General features: G+C 62.1%; 14 protein-coding genes. 9 read left to right on the plus strand and 5 right to left on the minus strand.

Features of this window, described 5'->3' with window-relative positions:
• The first annotated feature begins 111 nt into the window (after positions 1-111).
• The 6 genes from JN279_RS29610 to JN279_RS29635 all read left to right on the plus strand — a co-directional run bounded on the left by JN279_RS29610 (position 112) and on the right by JN279_RS29635 (position 6,359).
• Positions 112-981, plus strand: coding sequence for a DUF427 domain-containing protein (locus JN279_RS29610; RefSeq protein ID WP_202350933.1), 870 nt, complete (start codon positions 112-114; stop codon positions 979-981).
• A 91-nt stretch (positions 982-1,072) separates the two neighbouring features.
• Positions 1,073-1,837, plus strand: a complete 765-nt coding sequence (locus JN279_RS29615) for an SDR family oxidoreductase (RefSeq protein ID WP_202350934.1) — start codon at positions 1,073-1,075, stop codon at positions 1,835-1,837.
• Positions 1,838-2,075: 238 nt separating this feature from the next.
• Entirely contained in the window at positions 2,076-2,231 is a 156-nt protein-coding gene (locus JN279_RS29620; protein ID WP_202350935.1) for a hypothetical protein, read from the plus strand.
• A gap of 26 nt (positions 2,232-2,257) precedes the next feature.
• Positions 2,258-3,232 carry an ABC transporter substrate-binding protein gene (locus JN279_RS29625; RefSeq protein WP_202350936.1) on the plus strand — a complete coding sequence of 325 codons (975 nt, stop codon included), beginning with the start codon at positions 2,258-2,260 and terminating at the stop codon, positions 3,230-3,232.
• Between the two features lie 77 nt (positions 3,233-3,309).
• Complete coding sequence (locus tag JN279_RS29630; RefSeq protein WP_202350937.1) at positions 3,310-4,383, plus strand: quaternary amine ABC transporter ATP-binding protein; 1,074 nt, start codon at positions 3,310-3,312, stop codon at positions 4,381-4,383.
• Positions 4,380-6,359, plus strand: coding sequence for an ABC transporter permease (locus JN279_RS29635; RefSeq protein ID WP_202350938.1), 1,980 nt, complete (start codon positions 4,380-4,382; stop codon positions 6,357-6,359). The genes JN279_RS29630 and JN279_RS29635 overlap by 4 nt, the downstream gene beginning before the upstream one ends.
• Positions 6,360-6,378: 19 nt before the next feature.
• Here JN279_RS29635 and JN279_RS29640 read toward each other — a convergent pair whose 3' ends face one another.
• The gene (locus tag JN279_RS29640) at positions 6,379-7,737 is read right to left on the minus strand and encodes an NAD(P)-binding domain-containing protein (protein ID WP_202350939.1); all 1,359 of its coding nucleotides are present in this window, start codon (positions 7,735-7,737) and stop codon (positions 6,379-6,381) included.
• Positions 7,738-7,998: 261 nt separating this feature from the next.
• Between JN279_RS29640 and JN279_RS29645 the strand changes: the two genes are divergently transcribed.
• Entirely contained in the window at positions 7,999-8,712 is a 714-nt protein-coding gene (locus JN279_RS29645; protein WP_064983208.1) for a helix-turn-helix domain-containing protein, read from the plus strand.
• A 340-nt stretch (positions 8,713-9,052) separates the two neighbouring features.
• On the opposite strand, the gene JN279_RS29650 is transcribed toward JN279_RS29645, so the two are convergent.
• Genes JN279_RS29650 through JN279_RS29665 form a run of 4 tightly spaced genes read right to left on the minus strand, consistent with a single transcriptional unit; the run spans position 9,053 to position 12,836 of the window.
• Positions 9,053-10,093 (minus strand): heme-dependent oxidative N-demethylase family protein, encoded by a 1,041-nt coding sequence (locus JN279_RS29650; RefSeq protein ID WP_202350940.1) that lies wholly within the window; start codon positions 10,091-10,093, stop codon positions 9,053-9,055.
• A gap of 9 nt (positions 10,094-10,102) precedes the next feature.
• Complete coding sequence (locus JN279_RS29655; RefSeq protein ID WP_202350941.1) at positions 10,103-11,068, minus strand: PDR/VanB family oxidoreductase; 966 nt, start codon at positions 11,066-11,068, stop codon at positions 10,103-10,105.
• Positions 11,065-11,661: a dimethylamine monooxygenase subunit DmmA family protein gene (locus JN279_RS29660; RefSeq protein WP_096455740.1), complete on the minus strand. Its 597-nt coding sequence runs from the start codon at positions 11,659-11,661 to the stop codon at positions 11,065-11,067. Before JN279_RS29660 ends, JN279_RS29655 begins: the two co-directional genes overlap by 4 nt.
• 41 nt (positions 11,662-11,702) lie before the next feature.
• Positions 11,703-12,836 (minus strand): aminomethyltransferase family protein, encoded by a 1,134-nt coding sequence (locus JN279_RS29665; protein ID WP_202350942.1) that lies wholly within the window; start codon positions 12,834-12,836, stop codon positions 11,703-11,705.
• A gap of 286 nt (positions 12,837-13,122) precedes the next feature.
• Here JN279_RS29665 and JN279_RS29670 point away from each other — a divergent pair, with 286 nt between their 5' ends.
• Both JN279_RS29670 and JN279_RS29675 read left to right on the plus strand, forming a co-directional pair.
• Positions 13,123-13,410 (plus strand): hypothetical protein, encoded by a 288-nt coding sequence (locus tag JN279_RS29670; RefSeq protein WP_183457243.1) that lies wholly within the window; start codon positions 13,123-13,125, stop codon positions 13,408-13,410.
• Positions 13,411-13,422: 12 nt separating this feature from the next.
• Positions 13,423-13,800, plus strand: a complete 378-nt coding sequence (locus JN279_RS29675; protein ID WP_019856864.1) for a hypothetical protein — start codon at positions 13,423-13,425, stop codon at positions 13,798-13,800.
• Positions 13,801-13,811: the final 11 nt, after the last annotated feature.

Here is a 13,811-nt window from a genome sequence, read left to right on the forward strand (position 1 = left end):
CGATGGGGGGCCATCGTTCGAGCCGCTCGATGCAAGGGGAACCCGCCGCCCGGAAACCCTCTCCGGCACCATGGTTCAATCCAGGTTTATCTCGCTGTGCGCCAACGCTCGATGACAAAACAAAAGAAACGGGAGACTACCATTCGCAAGCCCCATTTGCGCGGTCGCGGACCGCATTTCCCCCTGCTCGACACCATCGTGCAATACGAGTTCGAGCCGGGCTATGTCGCCTTCACCATGCCGATGCAGAAGCGGCTGCGCGTGCAGGTGGGATCGATGATCGTCGCCGACACGACCAGGGCGCTGGTGCTCTACGAGAGCGACCATCTGCCGGTCTATTACTTCCCGATCAGCGATGTGCGCGAGGAATTCCTGCTGCCCAGCACGACGACGACCGAAAGCCCGTTCAAGGGCGTCGCCACGCACTATTCGCTGAACACCGGCATCACGCTGGTCGAGGATGCCGCATGGCGCTATGTCGATCCAGTCAAGGGATCGCCTGACCTGTCGGACTACATGTCCTTCTATTGGCCCAAGATGACGCACTGGTATGAGGAGGACGAAGAGATTTTCGTTCACGCCCGCGACCCGTTCCGCCGGGTCGACTGCCTGCCCTCTTCGCGTCGGGTGCAGGTCATCCTCGACGGCGAGCAGGTCGCCGATTCACACCGTGGCGTGTTCCTGTTCGAGACCGGCCATCCCGTGCGCCACTATCTGCCGATCGCGGACACGCGGCTCGATATGTTTGCGCCCAGCCGCTATATTTCGCGCTGTCCCTACAAGGGCATCTCCAGCTACTATCACGTGACGACGCCCAAGAAGCGGCACGAGAACCTCGTCTGGTACTATCCCGAGCCAGTGCACGAGGCCGAGCGCATCAAGGGCCTGGTCTGCTTCCATCACGAACTGGTCGACAAGATCCTGGTCGACGGCGTCGAGATCCCGAAGGAATTCACGGCCGCCTCGAGCGGTTACTTCTGAGCATCGCCGCTCCCTTGGTCGGCTCGCGCGCTGAGCGCTTGATCGAACCATAGCGTAGCGCATACCCTCCCTGCTTCAGGGAGGGCTATCGATGGATCTTTTCAAGCTGGACGGCGATGTCGCACTGGTCACTGGTGCCGGCAGCGGTATTGGCCAGGCGATCGCAATCGGATTGGCCGAGGCAGGAGCCGACGTCGCCTGTTTCGGTCATGCATCGAAAGGCGGGCTGGAAGAAACCGCGCACCAAATCACGGCGCTTGGCCGCAAGGCTTTGGTGCTGACCGGAACAGTCACCTCGCAGAGCGATCTGGCGGCGGCAATCGACCGCGTCGAGGCCGAACTCGGTGCGTTGACCGTCGCCGTTAACAATGCCGGCATCGCCGGTTCGGAACCGGCCGAGACCTTGTCGCTCGAGACATGGCAGAAGGTGCACGAGGTCAACGTCGCCGGCGTGTTTCTGTCCTGCCAGGCCGAAGCGCGCAAGATGCTGGCGCGTCGCAAAGGCTCGATCATCAACATCGCCTCGATGTCCGGCACCATCGTCAATCGCGGATTGACGCAGGCGCACTACAACTCCTCGAAAGCCGCCGTCATCCACATGTCGAAGAGCCTTGCCATGGAGTGGGCTGATCGCGGGCTGCGCGTCAATGTCGTCAGTCCCGGCTACACGCTGACGCCGATGAACAAGCGGCCCGAAGTGGCGGAGGAGATCAAGATCTTCAAGCGCGACACGCCGATGGGGCGCATGGCCGCGCCGGAGGAAATGGTCGGGCCAACGGTGTTCCTGGCCAGCCGCGCATCGAGCTTCGTCACCGGCCTCGACCTGATCGTCGATGGCGGCTACGTCTGCTGGTAGGACCGCATCGCGCGGAACTTTGCCTGCAGTCTGAATTTGTGCATCCGCGAAGCGTTAGTCGTTGCGCGAGATGAACGTTGGTATATATAATTTCATCCTATGAAACGGCTTGGCGAGAAGGGGCTTGCCATGCCGACAGCCGAGATCATGGGACCTTGATGGCTCGCATCTTGCAGGGCGCCGCAAGACTGGCAATTGATCCGCGGATGATCGCTGCCGCAGCGATGCAACGGCAGCCATGACGCTGACCCTACCAGCATACTCCATCATCACCGAAATTCAGCATCATTTCGCCTGCGCCGGCTTTAGCCGCGACGTGGCGGCAACGGCCTTGCGCAACGACCAGTCTTTCCAACAAAATGAGAAAAAGACGCAAGAAGGGAACGAACAATAACCGCCACAGCTTGAAGGAGAACAAGCATGTCATTTCGGAGTCAATTTTCGAAACTATCGATGGGCGCCGTCGCGCTCGCGACGCTAAGCCTGCTGACGCCTTCCGCCCACGCCGCCGCACCGGAATCCAACGACCCGATCAAGATCGCGCTGTTCGACTGGACCAGCGTCAATCTCAACGCCAAGATCCTCGGCGGCATCCTGGAAAAGCTCGGCTACACCGTCGAATACCCGACCGCCGACTACCTCTCCAGCCTGACTACGGGCCTGACCAATGGCGACCTCGATGTCGGGCTGGAGTTCTGGGACACCACCGCCGGCGAAGCCATGAAAGCCTCCGACGCCACCGGCCAGACGGAGCGGCTCGGCAAGCTCGGCCCGAAGGCCAAGGAAGAGTGGTGGTTTCCCGAATATATGAAGGAGAAATGCCCGACCTTGCCGGACTGGCATGCCTTGCTCGACGCCACTTGCGCCGCTTCATTCTCGACGGCGGAGACGGCGCCGAAGGGACGCTATCTCGGCGGCCCGGTGACCTGGGAAGGCTTTGACGACGAGCGCGTCGCGGCACTGAAGCTGCCCTTCACCGTGATCCACGCCGGCACCGACGCGGCGATGTTCGCGGAACTCGATTCCGCCTATCAGCGCAAGGCGCCGATCATGCTGTGGATCTATTCGCCGCACTGGGCGCCGGCAAAGTACAAGGGCGAGTGGGTGCAATTCCCCGAATACACGCCCGAATGCTACAATGACCCGAAATGGGGAACCAACCCCGACGCCAAATATGATTGCGGCAAGCCGCATGGCGAGATCTGGAAATACTCCTGGTCCGGCATGAAGGACAAATGGCCGGTCGCTTACAAGGTGGCCAAGGCCTACACGATCGACACCGACGAACTCAACAAGATGAGCGGCGAGATCGATCTCAACGGCAAGACGCCGGAAGAGGTCGCCGCCGCCTGGATCGCCGCGCACGAGGCCGACTGGAAAGCCTGGGCGCAGTGACCCTTCCGACTGGAAAAATGGGACCCGGCCGTTGATCGGCCGGGTTTCAAGTCTTGATGTTCCAGAAGGACGACTGGATGACGACTGAACAGGGATCAACGCAACCGGGTGGGGATAACCGCCCGGTAAAACTTGCCTGCCGCAATGTCTGGAAGCTGTTCGGGGCGAACGCGGCCAATTTCATCCGCGAGCGCGACGGCAAGGCCAGCATGGCCGATGTCACTGCTGCCGGGCTGGTCGGTGCCGTACGCGCCGTCGACCTCGAAATCCGCCAAGGCGAGATCTTCATCATCATGGGCCTGTCGGGCTCCGGCAAATCGACGCTGGTACGCTGCATGTCGCGGCTGGTCGAGCCGAGCCACGGCAAGGTCGAGTTCGAAGGCAAGGACCTGCTCAAGATTTCCGATGCGGCACTGATCGAACTCAGGCGCCATCGCATGGGCATGGTATTCCAGAATTTCGCGCTGCTGCCGCATCTCAATGTGCTCGACAACATCGCCTTTCCCTTAAGCATCCAGGGGCAGGACCGGGCGACACGCGAGGCGCGCGCCCGTGAGGTGATCGAGCTGGTCGGCCTGCGCAGCCGTGAGCATTTCTACCCGCGCGAGCTTTCCGGCGGTCAGCAGCAGCGCGTCGGCATTGCTCGAAGTCTCGCGACAAAGCCGGAAATCTGGTTCCTCGACGAGCCGTTCTCCGCCCTCGATCCGCTCATCCGCCGCGAGATGCAGGACGAGTTGATGCGGCTGCAGACCATGCTGCACAAGACCATCGTCTTCATCACTCATGATTTCGACGAGGCGATCCGGCTCGCAGACCGCATCGCCATCATGAAGGACGGCGAAGTCATCCAGATCGGCACGCCGGAGGAACTGGTGGTCAATCCGGCGACCGACTATGTCGCCGAATTCACCCGCGACGTCGATCGCGCCAAGGTGATCTCGGCGCGAAGCCTGATGCGTGCCTGCGATGGCGCCGAGCATGGCGGGACGGTGACGCCGGAAGCCAAGATCGCCAGCTTCTCGGCCAGCATCGTTTCCGCCGGCAAGCCGTTCGCAGTGGTCAACGGCACCGGCAAGCCGATCGGCGAAGTGACGCCGCAAGCGGTCATCGACCTGCTGGCCGGCATCGACCGTTCCGGAGCCCGCGCATGACGGTGACGGCAAGCGCCAGCGAAGCAAGGCCACCGCTTCAGCGCTGGCTGCTTGTCTGGGTACTCGCCCTTGCCGCCGTGCTCGTGGTGTTCCTGCTGCAGGACAGCGTCCCTTGGGCCGTCAACTATCCGGCCGACGCGGTCGTGCCGGTCGCCGACTGGGTCAGCGCGCTGATGCGCTGGATCAAGTCGAACCTGTCGTGGCTGACGCGCTCGATCACCGCGGTGCTCGGCGTGCCGCTCGACTTCGCGCTCAATCTGCTCGCCAAGAACTTCAAGATCGGCCACGGCGCGGACACCGTCGTCCTGCCGCGCCTGTCCTGGGTTGGGGTGTGCGCTGCTGCCTTCCTCGCCGGCCATGCCGTAGGCGGTCGCAAACTCAGCCTGCTGGTCGGCGGCTGCTTCCTTTACATCGCTTTGTTCGGCCAGTGGACCAGCGCCATGCTGACGCTGGCGCTGATCTCCATCGCCGTGCCGTTCTGCATCGTCACCGGGCTGTTCGCCGGCATCTGGGCATGGCGCAAGCCGTGGGCGGAGAGACTTATCGTCTCCCCTGCCCTCGACCTGATGCAGACCATCCCGACCTTCGCCTATCTCATCCCGATGCTGCTTCTGTTCGGCAACAGCCCGGTGTCGGCGATGATCGCCACCGCCATTTTCGCCACCCCGCCTATGGTGCGGGCGACGATGCTCGGGCTGTCGCGCGTGCCGCTGGAGATCGGCGAATTCAGCGACATGGCCGGCTGCACGGCGCGGCAGAAACTGTGGCGGGTGCTGTTGCCCTCGGCGCGGCCGACGCTGATGGTCGGCGTCAACCAGGTGATCATGCTGGCGCTCAACATGGTCATCATCGCCTCGATGATCGGCGCCGGCGGCCTCGGTTACGACGTGCTTCTGGCGTTGCGCGCGCTGAAGGTTGGCGAAGCCATGGAAGCCGGTCTCGCCATTGTGGCGCTGGCGATCGCGCTCGACCGGCTGAGCCAGGCCATAGCGCACAAGCGGGCGAAGGGCCATGTCCATCAGGCGGTCGCCCCGAGCTTCTGGCGGCGCTATCCCAATCTGACGCTGGCCATCGCCATTCTTGCCGTCACCACGCTGCTCGGCCTGTTCGTGCCGGCCTTCGCGGCGGTGCCCAAGGCTGTCACCTTCACCACCGCGCCGCTGTGGAAGGCGGCGGTGAACTGGGTGACGATCAACTTCTTCGACGCGATCGAGGCTTTTCGCGTGGCGCTGATCCTCAATGTGCTCAACCCGGTGCGCGCCTTCTGCGAAGGCTTTCCGTGGCTGGGCGCGGTGTTCCTGCTCGGCCTTGCCGGCTATCAGCTTTCGGGCCTCCGCCTGGCGGCGCTGGTCGCCGCGCTGACCGCTTTCTGCGCCATCACCGGGCTGTGGGAAAAGACCATGGCGACGGTCTATCTCTGCGGCATCTCGGCCTTCATCGCCTGCCTGATCGGCATCCCTATCGGGCTGATGGCGGCGCGCAGCGACCGCTTCGAGAAGATCGTCACGCCCATCATCGACACGCTGCAGGTTCTGCCGTCCTTCTGCTTCATCATCCCGGTGGTGATGCTGTTCCGCGTCGGCGACGTCACCGCCATGATCGCGACCGTCGCCTTCGCCGTGGTGCCGGCGATCCGCTACACCAATCACGGCATCCGCCAGGTGCCGCCGGCGTTGATCGAGGCGGCCAAAGTGTCAGGCTGCACGCCGCGCCAGGCCTTCTTTCGCGTGCAATTGCCGCTGGCGCTTCCCGAAATCATGCTCGGCGTCAACCAGACCATCCTGATGGCGCTGGCGATGATCATCATCTGCGCCATGGTCGGCACGCGCGATCTCGGCCAGGAGGTGTTCATCGCGCTGTCCAAGGCCGATTCCGGCCGCGGCATTGTCGCCGGCCTCGCAATAGCCTTCATCGGCATCGTCGCCGACCGGCTGTTCAACGCCTGGACGGCGAAGGCGCGGGCAAGGCTGGGATAGTCAGGAAAATGCGCCGCGGCTATTCCGCCGCGACGCCCTTCACCTCGAGATAGCTCTCCATGGAATCGTCGAGCGCCTGCAGCCAGGGCGTATGGTGCAGCGGCGCCATGGTGCCGGTCATCAGCGAGCGGTAAGCGTGATCGCGAAAGCTCATAATGTCTTCCGCCTTGTGGTGTTCCCATTCCATGAAAGTCTGGTTGACCGCCTCGACGTCGAAGCCGGGATAGTCGGTCTGGTCCATCAATTCCTTGGTGTAATCGCCCTGGAACCAGATCATCTGTTCGGCGTCTTCCAGCGTCTCCTCGCGGGCGCGCCATTTGGCGCTGTGCTCGGCCATCGCCTCGGCGGAGGGCAGCTTGATGCGGCCCATGATGACGTCGCGCGCGAACCAGGCCTGCGCGTCGAACATGTTGAAGGTGTAGAACTGGTCCTGCATGCCGATATAGGACAGTTTCGGGTTTTTCTCCCAGACGACGCCTTCATAGAGGTCGAGCGGCCACATGCGGTTGGCGGTCTTGAGCTTGAGGTCGTCGGTGAGGAAGGGGAAGGAATGGAGATAGCCGGTGCACAGGATGATGGCGTCGACGTCCTTGGTTGAGCCGTCCTTGAAGTGCGCGGTCTTGCCGACGACTTTCTGCAAGAGCGGCACCTCTTTCCAATTCTCCGGCCATTTGAAGCCCATCGGCTTCGAACGGTAGCTGGAGGTGATCGATTTGGCGCCGTATTTGTAGCACTGCGAGCCGATGTCCTCGGCTGAATAGGAGCGGCCGATGATCAGGATGTCCTTGCCCTTGAATTCCATCGCGTCGCGGAAATCATGGCTGTGCAGGATGCGGCCGTTGAAGGTCGAAAAACCCTCGAAATAGGGAACGTTGGGGACGGAGAAATGGCCTGAGGCGACGACGACATTGTCGAACTCTTCTGAGTAGGTGACGTCGTTGGTGCGGTCATGCGCGGTGACGGTGAATTTCTTGGTCTCGTCCGAGAAGGTCACCATGCGCACCGGGCTGTTGAAGCGTACCCATTTGCGCAGGCCCGATTTTTCGACGCGGCCCTTGATGTAATCCCACAGCACGGCGCGCGGCGGATAGGAGCCGATCGGCCGGCCGAAATGCTCCTCGAAAGTGTAGTCGGCGAATTCCAGGCATTCCTTCGGTCCGTTCGACCAGAGGTAGCGATACATCGAGCCGTGCACGGGATCGCCATGCTCGTCCAGGCCGGTGCGCCAGGTGTAGTTCCACAGGCCGCCCCAGTCCGACTGCTTTTCGAAGCAGACGATCTCGGGAATGTCGGCGCCCTTGTCGGCAGCCGACTTGAAGGCCCTGAGCTGTGCCAGGCCGGACGGTCCGGCGCCGATGACGGCAACACGAGTTTTCATTTGCAGGGCCTCCTCATTTTTGATTTCCCCAGCGAAACAAATTTCACTGACAGTGACACTAATTGGCCCTTCGGTGCTGTCAACAGACATCTGCGGGAACGGCGTTTGCGCGCGACGGAATCCTGGCGAAAAACCTTCGCTGGCAGAAACGATGGGATCGGCGCGTGGGACTTAAGACGCTTGCCGACACCGCCGCGCTGCTGTATCGCCACCTCTGATGTTCACCTTGAGTGAAATAAATCCGCGAAGTCCGGGGGCGACATGGCGAAAGACAGTTCCAAGGCCGGGCTTGCCGGCGCCAAGCCGAAGCCCCAGCCAAAGGTCTCGGCGGACGGCAAGACCATCCGCGCACCGCTGACGCAGAACCCGCACGCCATCCGTGATACACGCGAGAAGGTGCTGGAGGTGGCGATCGGCCGCGAGGTGCGGGCGTTCCGCAAGAAGCTCGGCATCACCGTCGCCGATCTCGCCGTCGCCACCGACATTTCGCTGGGCATGCTGTCGAAGATCGAGAACGGCATCACCTCGCCATCGCTGACCACGCTGCAGGCGCTGTCGCGGGCCCTCGGCGTTCCCGTCACCGCCTTCTTCCGCCGCTTCGAGGAGGAGCGAAGTGCTGTCTTCGTCAAGGCCGGCGAAGGTCTCGACGTCGAGCGCCGCGGCACGCGCGCCGGCCACCAGTACAATCTGCTCGGCCATATCGGCTCGAACACCAGCGGCGTCGTCGTCGAACCCTATCTGATCACGCTGACCGAAGACTCCGATGTGTTTCCGACCTTCCAGCATGAGGGCATGGAGTTCCTCTACATGCTGGAGGGCGAAGTCGTTTACCGGCACGGCAGCAATCTCTACCCGATGAAGCCTGGCGACAGCCTGTTCTTCGACGCCGACGCGCCGCACGGACCGGAGCAGCTGACGAAACTGCCGATGCGGTATCTGTCGATTATTTGCTATCCGCAGAACAGCGCGGGTTAGCCAATCTCCCCCCTCGTGGGGGAGATGTCCGGCAGGACAGAGGGGGGCGCTGTCCCGCCGACATGGCGGTGTTTGGGTCGGCCATGCCAGCGCTTCGTCATCCTCGGGCTTGACCCGAGGATCCATGCCGCGCCCCTTGCCGAAGGGTGCAGCGGAGCAGAATTCTCAACCGTTGCAACGCTTTAGCGTCACGGCATGGATCCTAGGGTCTGCGCCGCGTCGCTTCGCTCCTTGCTTCGCCCTAGGATGACGACCTCAATGGTTTGCGTTCCTTGGCGCCCCCCTCTGCCCTGCCGGGCATCTCCCCCACGAGGGGGGATTGGCAGCTTCGGCGGCAGCTCTAATCCGGCCCAAACCCGGGGCTCGTCGCACTGCCGTCATCGAGCTTGGACAGCCACTCCACCAAGGTCGGCCTATACCGGGTCAGGCCCTTGTAGGTGGCGAGTTCCTCCGGCAGGTCGCGGATGACGCGATGCAGACGCCTTGCCCATTTCGGCTGGGTGACCAGCTCGTCCATCTTGATGAGGTAGCAGCGGATCGGGAAGACGATGCCGTTCGAGCGCGGCAGACGCCAGAAGCTCTGCAATTCGACGCGCAGATGCACCTTGTCACCGACATTCTCGGGCGTCACGGTTGTGCGGTCCGGTCCCCATTTGTGGTAATTTTCCGGGCTGGTGTCGAGGCGCGGATTGATGGTCATTGTCCAGTTGAGGCGCCGCGCCGGCTTGCCTTGCTGGATGTTGGTGAGGAATTTCAGCGCCCGCGTGAAAATCCCCTTCTCATGCGCCAACGGCACCGGCGCGTGCCACTCGAAAAAGTTCATGCCGATATCGAAATCGAGCGACCAGTCGGCCTGGGTGGTGACCATGCCGGCATCCATCCACAGATTGCCGTCGCGCTGGTCGAGGATGCAGAAATCGCCCTGGCTCTGGCGGGTGATGTATTCCATGGGGCCGTAAGGCAGCGTCGAGGTGTCGCCGAAGGTGAAGGTGTCATCGATGCCGAGCGGCCGATTGATCCAGCGCCAGCGGTCGCCGTCACGCGCCAGCGTGAAATGCTCGGGATAGCCCAGCGCCTGCTGCTCCATCAAAAGCTCGAGCAGGTCCCAACCGGCAAGCGTCATATGCGGCAGCGACTGGCAGCGCAGCGGATCCTCGGCCAGCACCAAAGCACGGTCCTGCATCTCGGCGACATAGTGCTCGTCGACGTCGATCAGATTATCCAGCACGCTGCCTTTCGGGCCGACGACATGCGGCTCGATGTTGACCGCATACATGTAGGCGTCTTCATGGAACGGGAATGGGAACCGCCTGATGTGCTCCGGGCTGTTCTTGAAGGTGAAATCGTCGCGGAACGTTTCCTTGCGAAAGGTGATGCCCAAGCTCGCCTCCTATCTTTCCAAGACCAGCGATTTGCCTTCAAAACGCGAGACGCACGGCATGATCTTGCAGCCGGAGCGATGGTCTTCTTCGCTCAGCCAGTGGTCGTTGTGGATGAACTTGCCGTCGTAAGAGATGACGTTGGTCTCGCACTGGCCGCAGACGCCGCCGCGGCAGAGATAGGGCGGATCGACACCGGCAGCCTCGATGGCTTCGAGCAGACTCTGCTGCTCGTCGACGCGAATGGTCTTGCCGCTGACGGCCAGCGTCACATCGAAGGGCAGGCCGGGCTGGGGTGCCGCGAAATGCTCGAAATGCACGGCCTCCGAGGGCCAGCCCAAGGCGGCCGCGCGGTCACGCACCCAGTTGATCATGCCGGCCGGACCGCAGACATAGAGATGCGTGCCGAGCGGCTGCGTCGACAGCAGCCGGTCGAGATCGATGCGCTCGTCGCGGTCGTCATGATAGAGCCTGATGCGCCTGTCGTAACGCTCCCGCAGCACGTCGGCATAGGTGCCCAGCGAAGCGGTGCGGCAGGTGTAGTGCAGTTCGAAATTGCCGCCATCCCCCGCCAGTTGCGCGGTCTGCGCCATGAACGGCGTGATGCCGATGCCGCCGGCCAGCATCAAATGTTTCTTGGCGCGCAGGTCGAGCGAGAACAGATTGACGGGATAGCTGATGACCATTTCCAGGCCCGGCTTGACGGACCGGTGCATGAACAGCGAGCCACCGCGGCCAACATCGTCGCGGCGCACCGAGATGGTGTATTCGCGCGTGTCGAGCGGCGAGCCCATCAGCGAATAGGGATTGAGGCGGGTGCGGTCGCCGTCGCGCATCTCGACCACGACATGGGCGCCGCCGGAGAAGGTCGGCAACAGTTCCCCATCGCGCCGGCGGAAATGAAAGCGGGTGACCAGTTCGTTGACCGGGACGACATCGCTAACGACGACATCGAGTTTTGTGGTGCCGGTGCTCATGGGAAGGCCTCCTCGATCGGAGGAATCTCGGAGCGATCCTCGGCGTTGATGCAGACACCCTGGAAAGCCGCCAGCCGCCGCGAATAGTGATCGCGCACCAGAAGCAGCAGGCCGCAATGCGAGCAGGTCGCGGGCTGTGTCGTGACGTTTTCGGTAATGCCCTTGCAGTGCACGCACTGCATGCGCCGTGCCAGCGAGCCGCGATGCTCCGTCTGCATCGAGGTGTGGTCAATGCCGGCTTCGAGCGCCACCTGCATGGCTTGGCCGATCAGGCCTTCGGTGCCGGCGAGGTAGAGGCGCAAGCCCATATGGGCGTTGCTTAGTGTCTGCTTCAGCCTTGGCAGCAGGCTGGCGAAGGACGGCGCCTGATGGAATTGCGCCGGCTTCAGCGCCTCGAGGGCGGCGACATGCTTGCCGTCGGGGCCTGGGATGAAGACGATTTCGGCGCCGTCAAAAAAACCCGGCGGAGCCTTGCCGGCCATGCCTAAAATAGCGAGCGCACCTTCGGCATCGGCGATGAAAAGATGGTGTTTGCCGGGCTGCGGAGAGAGCGTTCCGTAGACCGGCCGACTGATGATGCTTTTGGCTGCCATTTAAGTCTTCGTGCCTCGAACCCCTCGCTGTTGATTATGCCTCAACCTTTCGCCGTGCGCTTGGTCTTCTTGGGATCGTCGAACGGCAATGGCTGTGCTGTCGCCTTGATCGCCCCGCTCTTGTTGCGGATTTCGAGCTTGGTGTCCCTGACCGCGCAGTCGAGGTCGAGGCGGGCGATGCCCATCGATTTCTTGACCAGCGGCGAATACATGGCGCAGGTCACCACGCCGACCTTCTTGCCGTCGCGATAGACCGGCGCGCCTTCGTCGGCGGGCTCCTTGCCGTCGAGCAGCACGCCAAAAATCTTGAAGCGCTCCTTGCCCTTCAGCCGATAGTGCTCTTCGGCGCCACGGAAGCCGGTCTTGCCGGGGCTGACGGTGAAGTCGAGGCCGAGCTCCCACAGCGTGTCGCCGGGGCCTTCATTGTCGAACGGATATTTTTGCGAATTATCGTAGGGATAGAACAGCAGGTAGCTTTCGACCCGCAGCATATCGAGCGTGGTGAAGCGGCACGGGATGATGCCGGCGCCCTTGCCTTCGTCGAGAATCCTGTCCCAGATCGTGCCGGCATCCTGGCCACGGCAGAAGATCTCGTAGCCGCGCTCGCCGGTATAGCCGGTGCGCGAGATCATGACGGGGAAGCCGAAGAGCTGGGTCTGCATGTGATGGAAATAGTTGAGGTCGCGAATCCCCGGCACATGCTTGGCGAGATAGTCGACTGAAGTCGGCCCTTGCAGCGACAGGTCATGCAGATTGTCGTCGAAGCGCAGCGAGACGTCCCTGCCCATCGCCGCGCGCTGCAACTCCTCATGGCCGGTGCCCGAGCCATGCACCACCATCCAGCTGTTCGGGCCGGTACGGTAGAGGATGCAGTCGTCGGTGAATTTCCCCGCCTCGTTCAGCATGCAGGCATAGGCTGATTTGCCGGGATAAATCTTTTCCACGTCGCGCGTGGTGGCGAGATCGATGAGATGCGAGGCATGCGGCCCGGTGATGTGGACCTTCTTCAGGCCCGACACATCCATCAGCCCGGCCTTGGTGCGGATGGCGATGTATTCTTCGTCGGCGTCCTTGTCGTAGGTCCAGGCGGTGCCCATGCCGCTCCAGTCTTCGAGCTTCGAACCCAGCGCGCGGTGGCGGTCCGCCAAGGTCGAAAATCTCCAGGATGCCGTCATCCGCTCGTCCTCCGTTCAAAAATCCACTGTTCCCTGCTCCTTGGCGCGAGGCCGGAGCTTTGGCCCGAATATTGATCGCAAACGCGGGGTAGCCGCAATCCCCTGAAAGCAAATAATTTCATTGTCAGGCAAAATTGACCGCCTCAAGCAAACGGTTAACTCAGCGTAAATTCGTCTTGACAATTGCCGGAAACGGTCTGAATTTATGAAAAAAATTTCACTCTCTTGAAAGAGAGCGGCGCGCGGTGGATTCGGAACCGGACGCCGGAAAAAAGGGGAAAAACCGATGTCAGACCTGCAGCAGCGCATCGAGGCGCTGTATCGCTCCGACTTGCGCGGATCCGCGTTGCTGATCATCTGCCTGTGGGCGACGATCCTCTTCGTCCTCTTCATGACATGGCCGTACATTCCCGACAGCGGCATCAAGGCCGTCGTCGCGATTGCCGCCGCCGCCGTGCTGATCTTCAACACGGCCGCGATCCTGGCGATGGTCAAGCACTACAAGGAAGACAAGGACTTCATCTACGGCCTCGATATCAAGAACGCCGACGCATCCCGCAACCGCAACTCCTGAAGGGTACAAGAGATGTCGCGCTATACGCCGCCGGAGCAGAGCAAGGCCGGCCAGGTTTTCGATATCGTCGTCGTCGTGGTCGCCATTTTCGTGGCACTGTGGCTGCCACTGAAGCTCGGACTTGCCGGAGCCGCCAAATCCATCGACGCGCTCGACGCCAAGACCTGGGAAGCGCTTGGCCAGAACCCGACCATGGCCGCGATCTGGGAGAAGCTCGGCTACACGCCCGAGACCGCGCATGACGTCATCCAGAACCGCTTTCACTATGTCATCGACTGGCCGACGCTGATCATCATGGCGGCGGTGCTGATCGGTTATTTCGTCTTCCTGTTTCGCGCCTCCGACCGCGAATACCGCGACGTCATCAACGAAAAATTCGACGACAAGTAAGAGTTTCGACG

The sequence above is a fragment of the Mesorhizobium sp. 113-1-2 genome (genome assembly GCF_016756475.1).
GTDB classification, from domain to species: domain Bacteria; phylum Pseudomonadota; class Alphaproteobacteria; order Rhizobiales; family Rhizobiaceae; genus Mesorhizobium; species Mesorhizobium loti_C.

Bases quoted from the DNA above. Each gene is read 5' to 3' on its own strand.
- JN279_RS29620 (WP_202350935.1), top strand. From the start codon at position 2,076: ATGACGCTGACCCTACCAGCATACTCCATCATCACCGAAATTCAGCAT.
- JN279_RS29635 (WP_202350938.1), top strand. From the start codon at position 4,380: ATGACGGTGACGGCAAGCGCCAGCGAAGCAAGGCCACCGCTTCAGCGC.
- JN279_RS29655 (WP_202350941.1), bottom strand. From the start codon at position 11,068: ATGAGCACCGGCACCACAAAACTCGATGTCGTCGTTAGCGATGTCGTC.
- JN279_RS29665 (WP_202350942.1), bottom strand. From the start codon at position 12,836: ATGACGGCATCCTGGAGATTTTCGACCTTGGCGGACCGCCACCGCGCG.
- JN279_RS29615 (WP_202350934.1), top strand. From the start codon at position 1,073: ATGGATCTTTTCAAGCTGGACGGCGATGTCGCACTGGTCACTGGTGCC.
- JN279_RS29640 (WP_202350939.1), bottom strand. From the start codon at position 7,737: ATGAAAACTCGTGTTGCCGTCATCGGCGCCGGACCGTCCGGCCTGGCA.
- JN279_RS29660 (WP_096455740.1), bottom strand. From the start codon at position 11,661: ATGGCAGCCAAAAGCATCATCAGTCGGCCGGTCTACGGAACGCTCTCT.
- JN279_RS29625 (WP_202350936.1), top strand. From the start codon at position 2,258: ATGTCATTTCGGAGTCAATTTTCGAAACTATCGATGGGCGCCGTCGCG.
- JN279_RS29670 (WP_183457243.1), top strand. From the start codon at position 13,123: ATGTCAGACCTGCAGCAGCGCATCGAGGCGCTGTATCGCTCCGACTTG.
- JN279_RS29610 (WP_202350933.1), top strand. From the start codon at position 112: ATGACAAAACAAAAGAAACGGGAGACTACCATTCGCAAGCCCCATTTG.
- JN279_RS29675 (WP_019856864.1), top strand. From the start codon at position 13,423: ATGTCGCGCTATACGCCGCCGGAGCAGAGCAAGGCCGGCCAGGTTTTC.
- JN279_RS29645 (WP_064983208.1), top strand. From the start codon at position 7,999: ATGGCGAAAGACAGTTCCAAGGCCGGGCTTGCCGGCGCCAAGCCGAAG.
- JN279_RS29630 (WP_202350937.1), top strand. From the start codon at position 3,310: ATGACGACTGAACAGGGATCAACGCAACCGGGTGGGGATAACCGCCCG.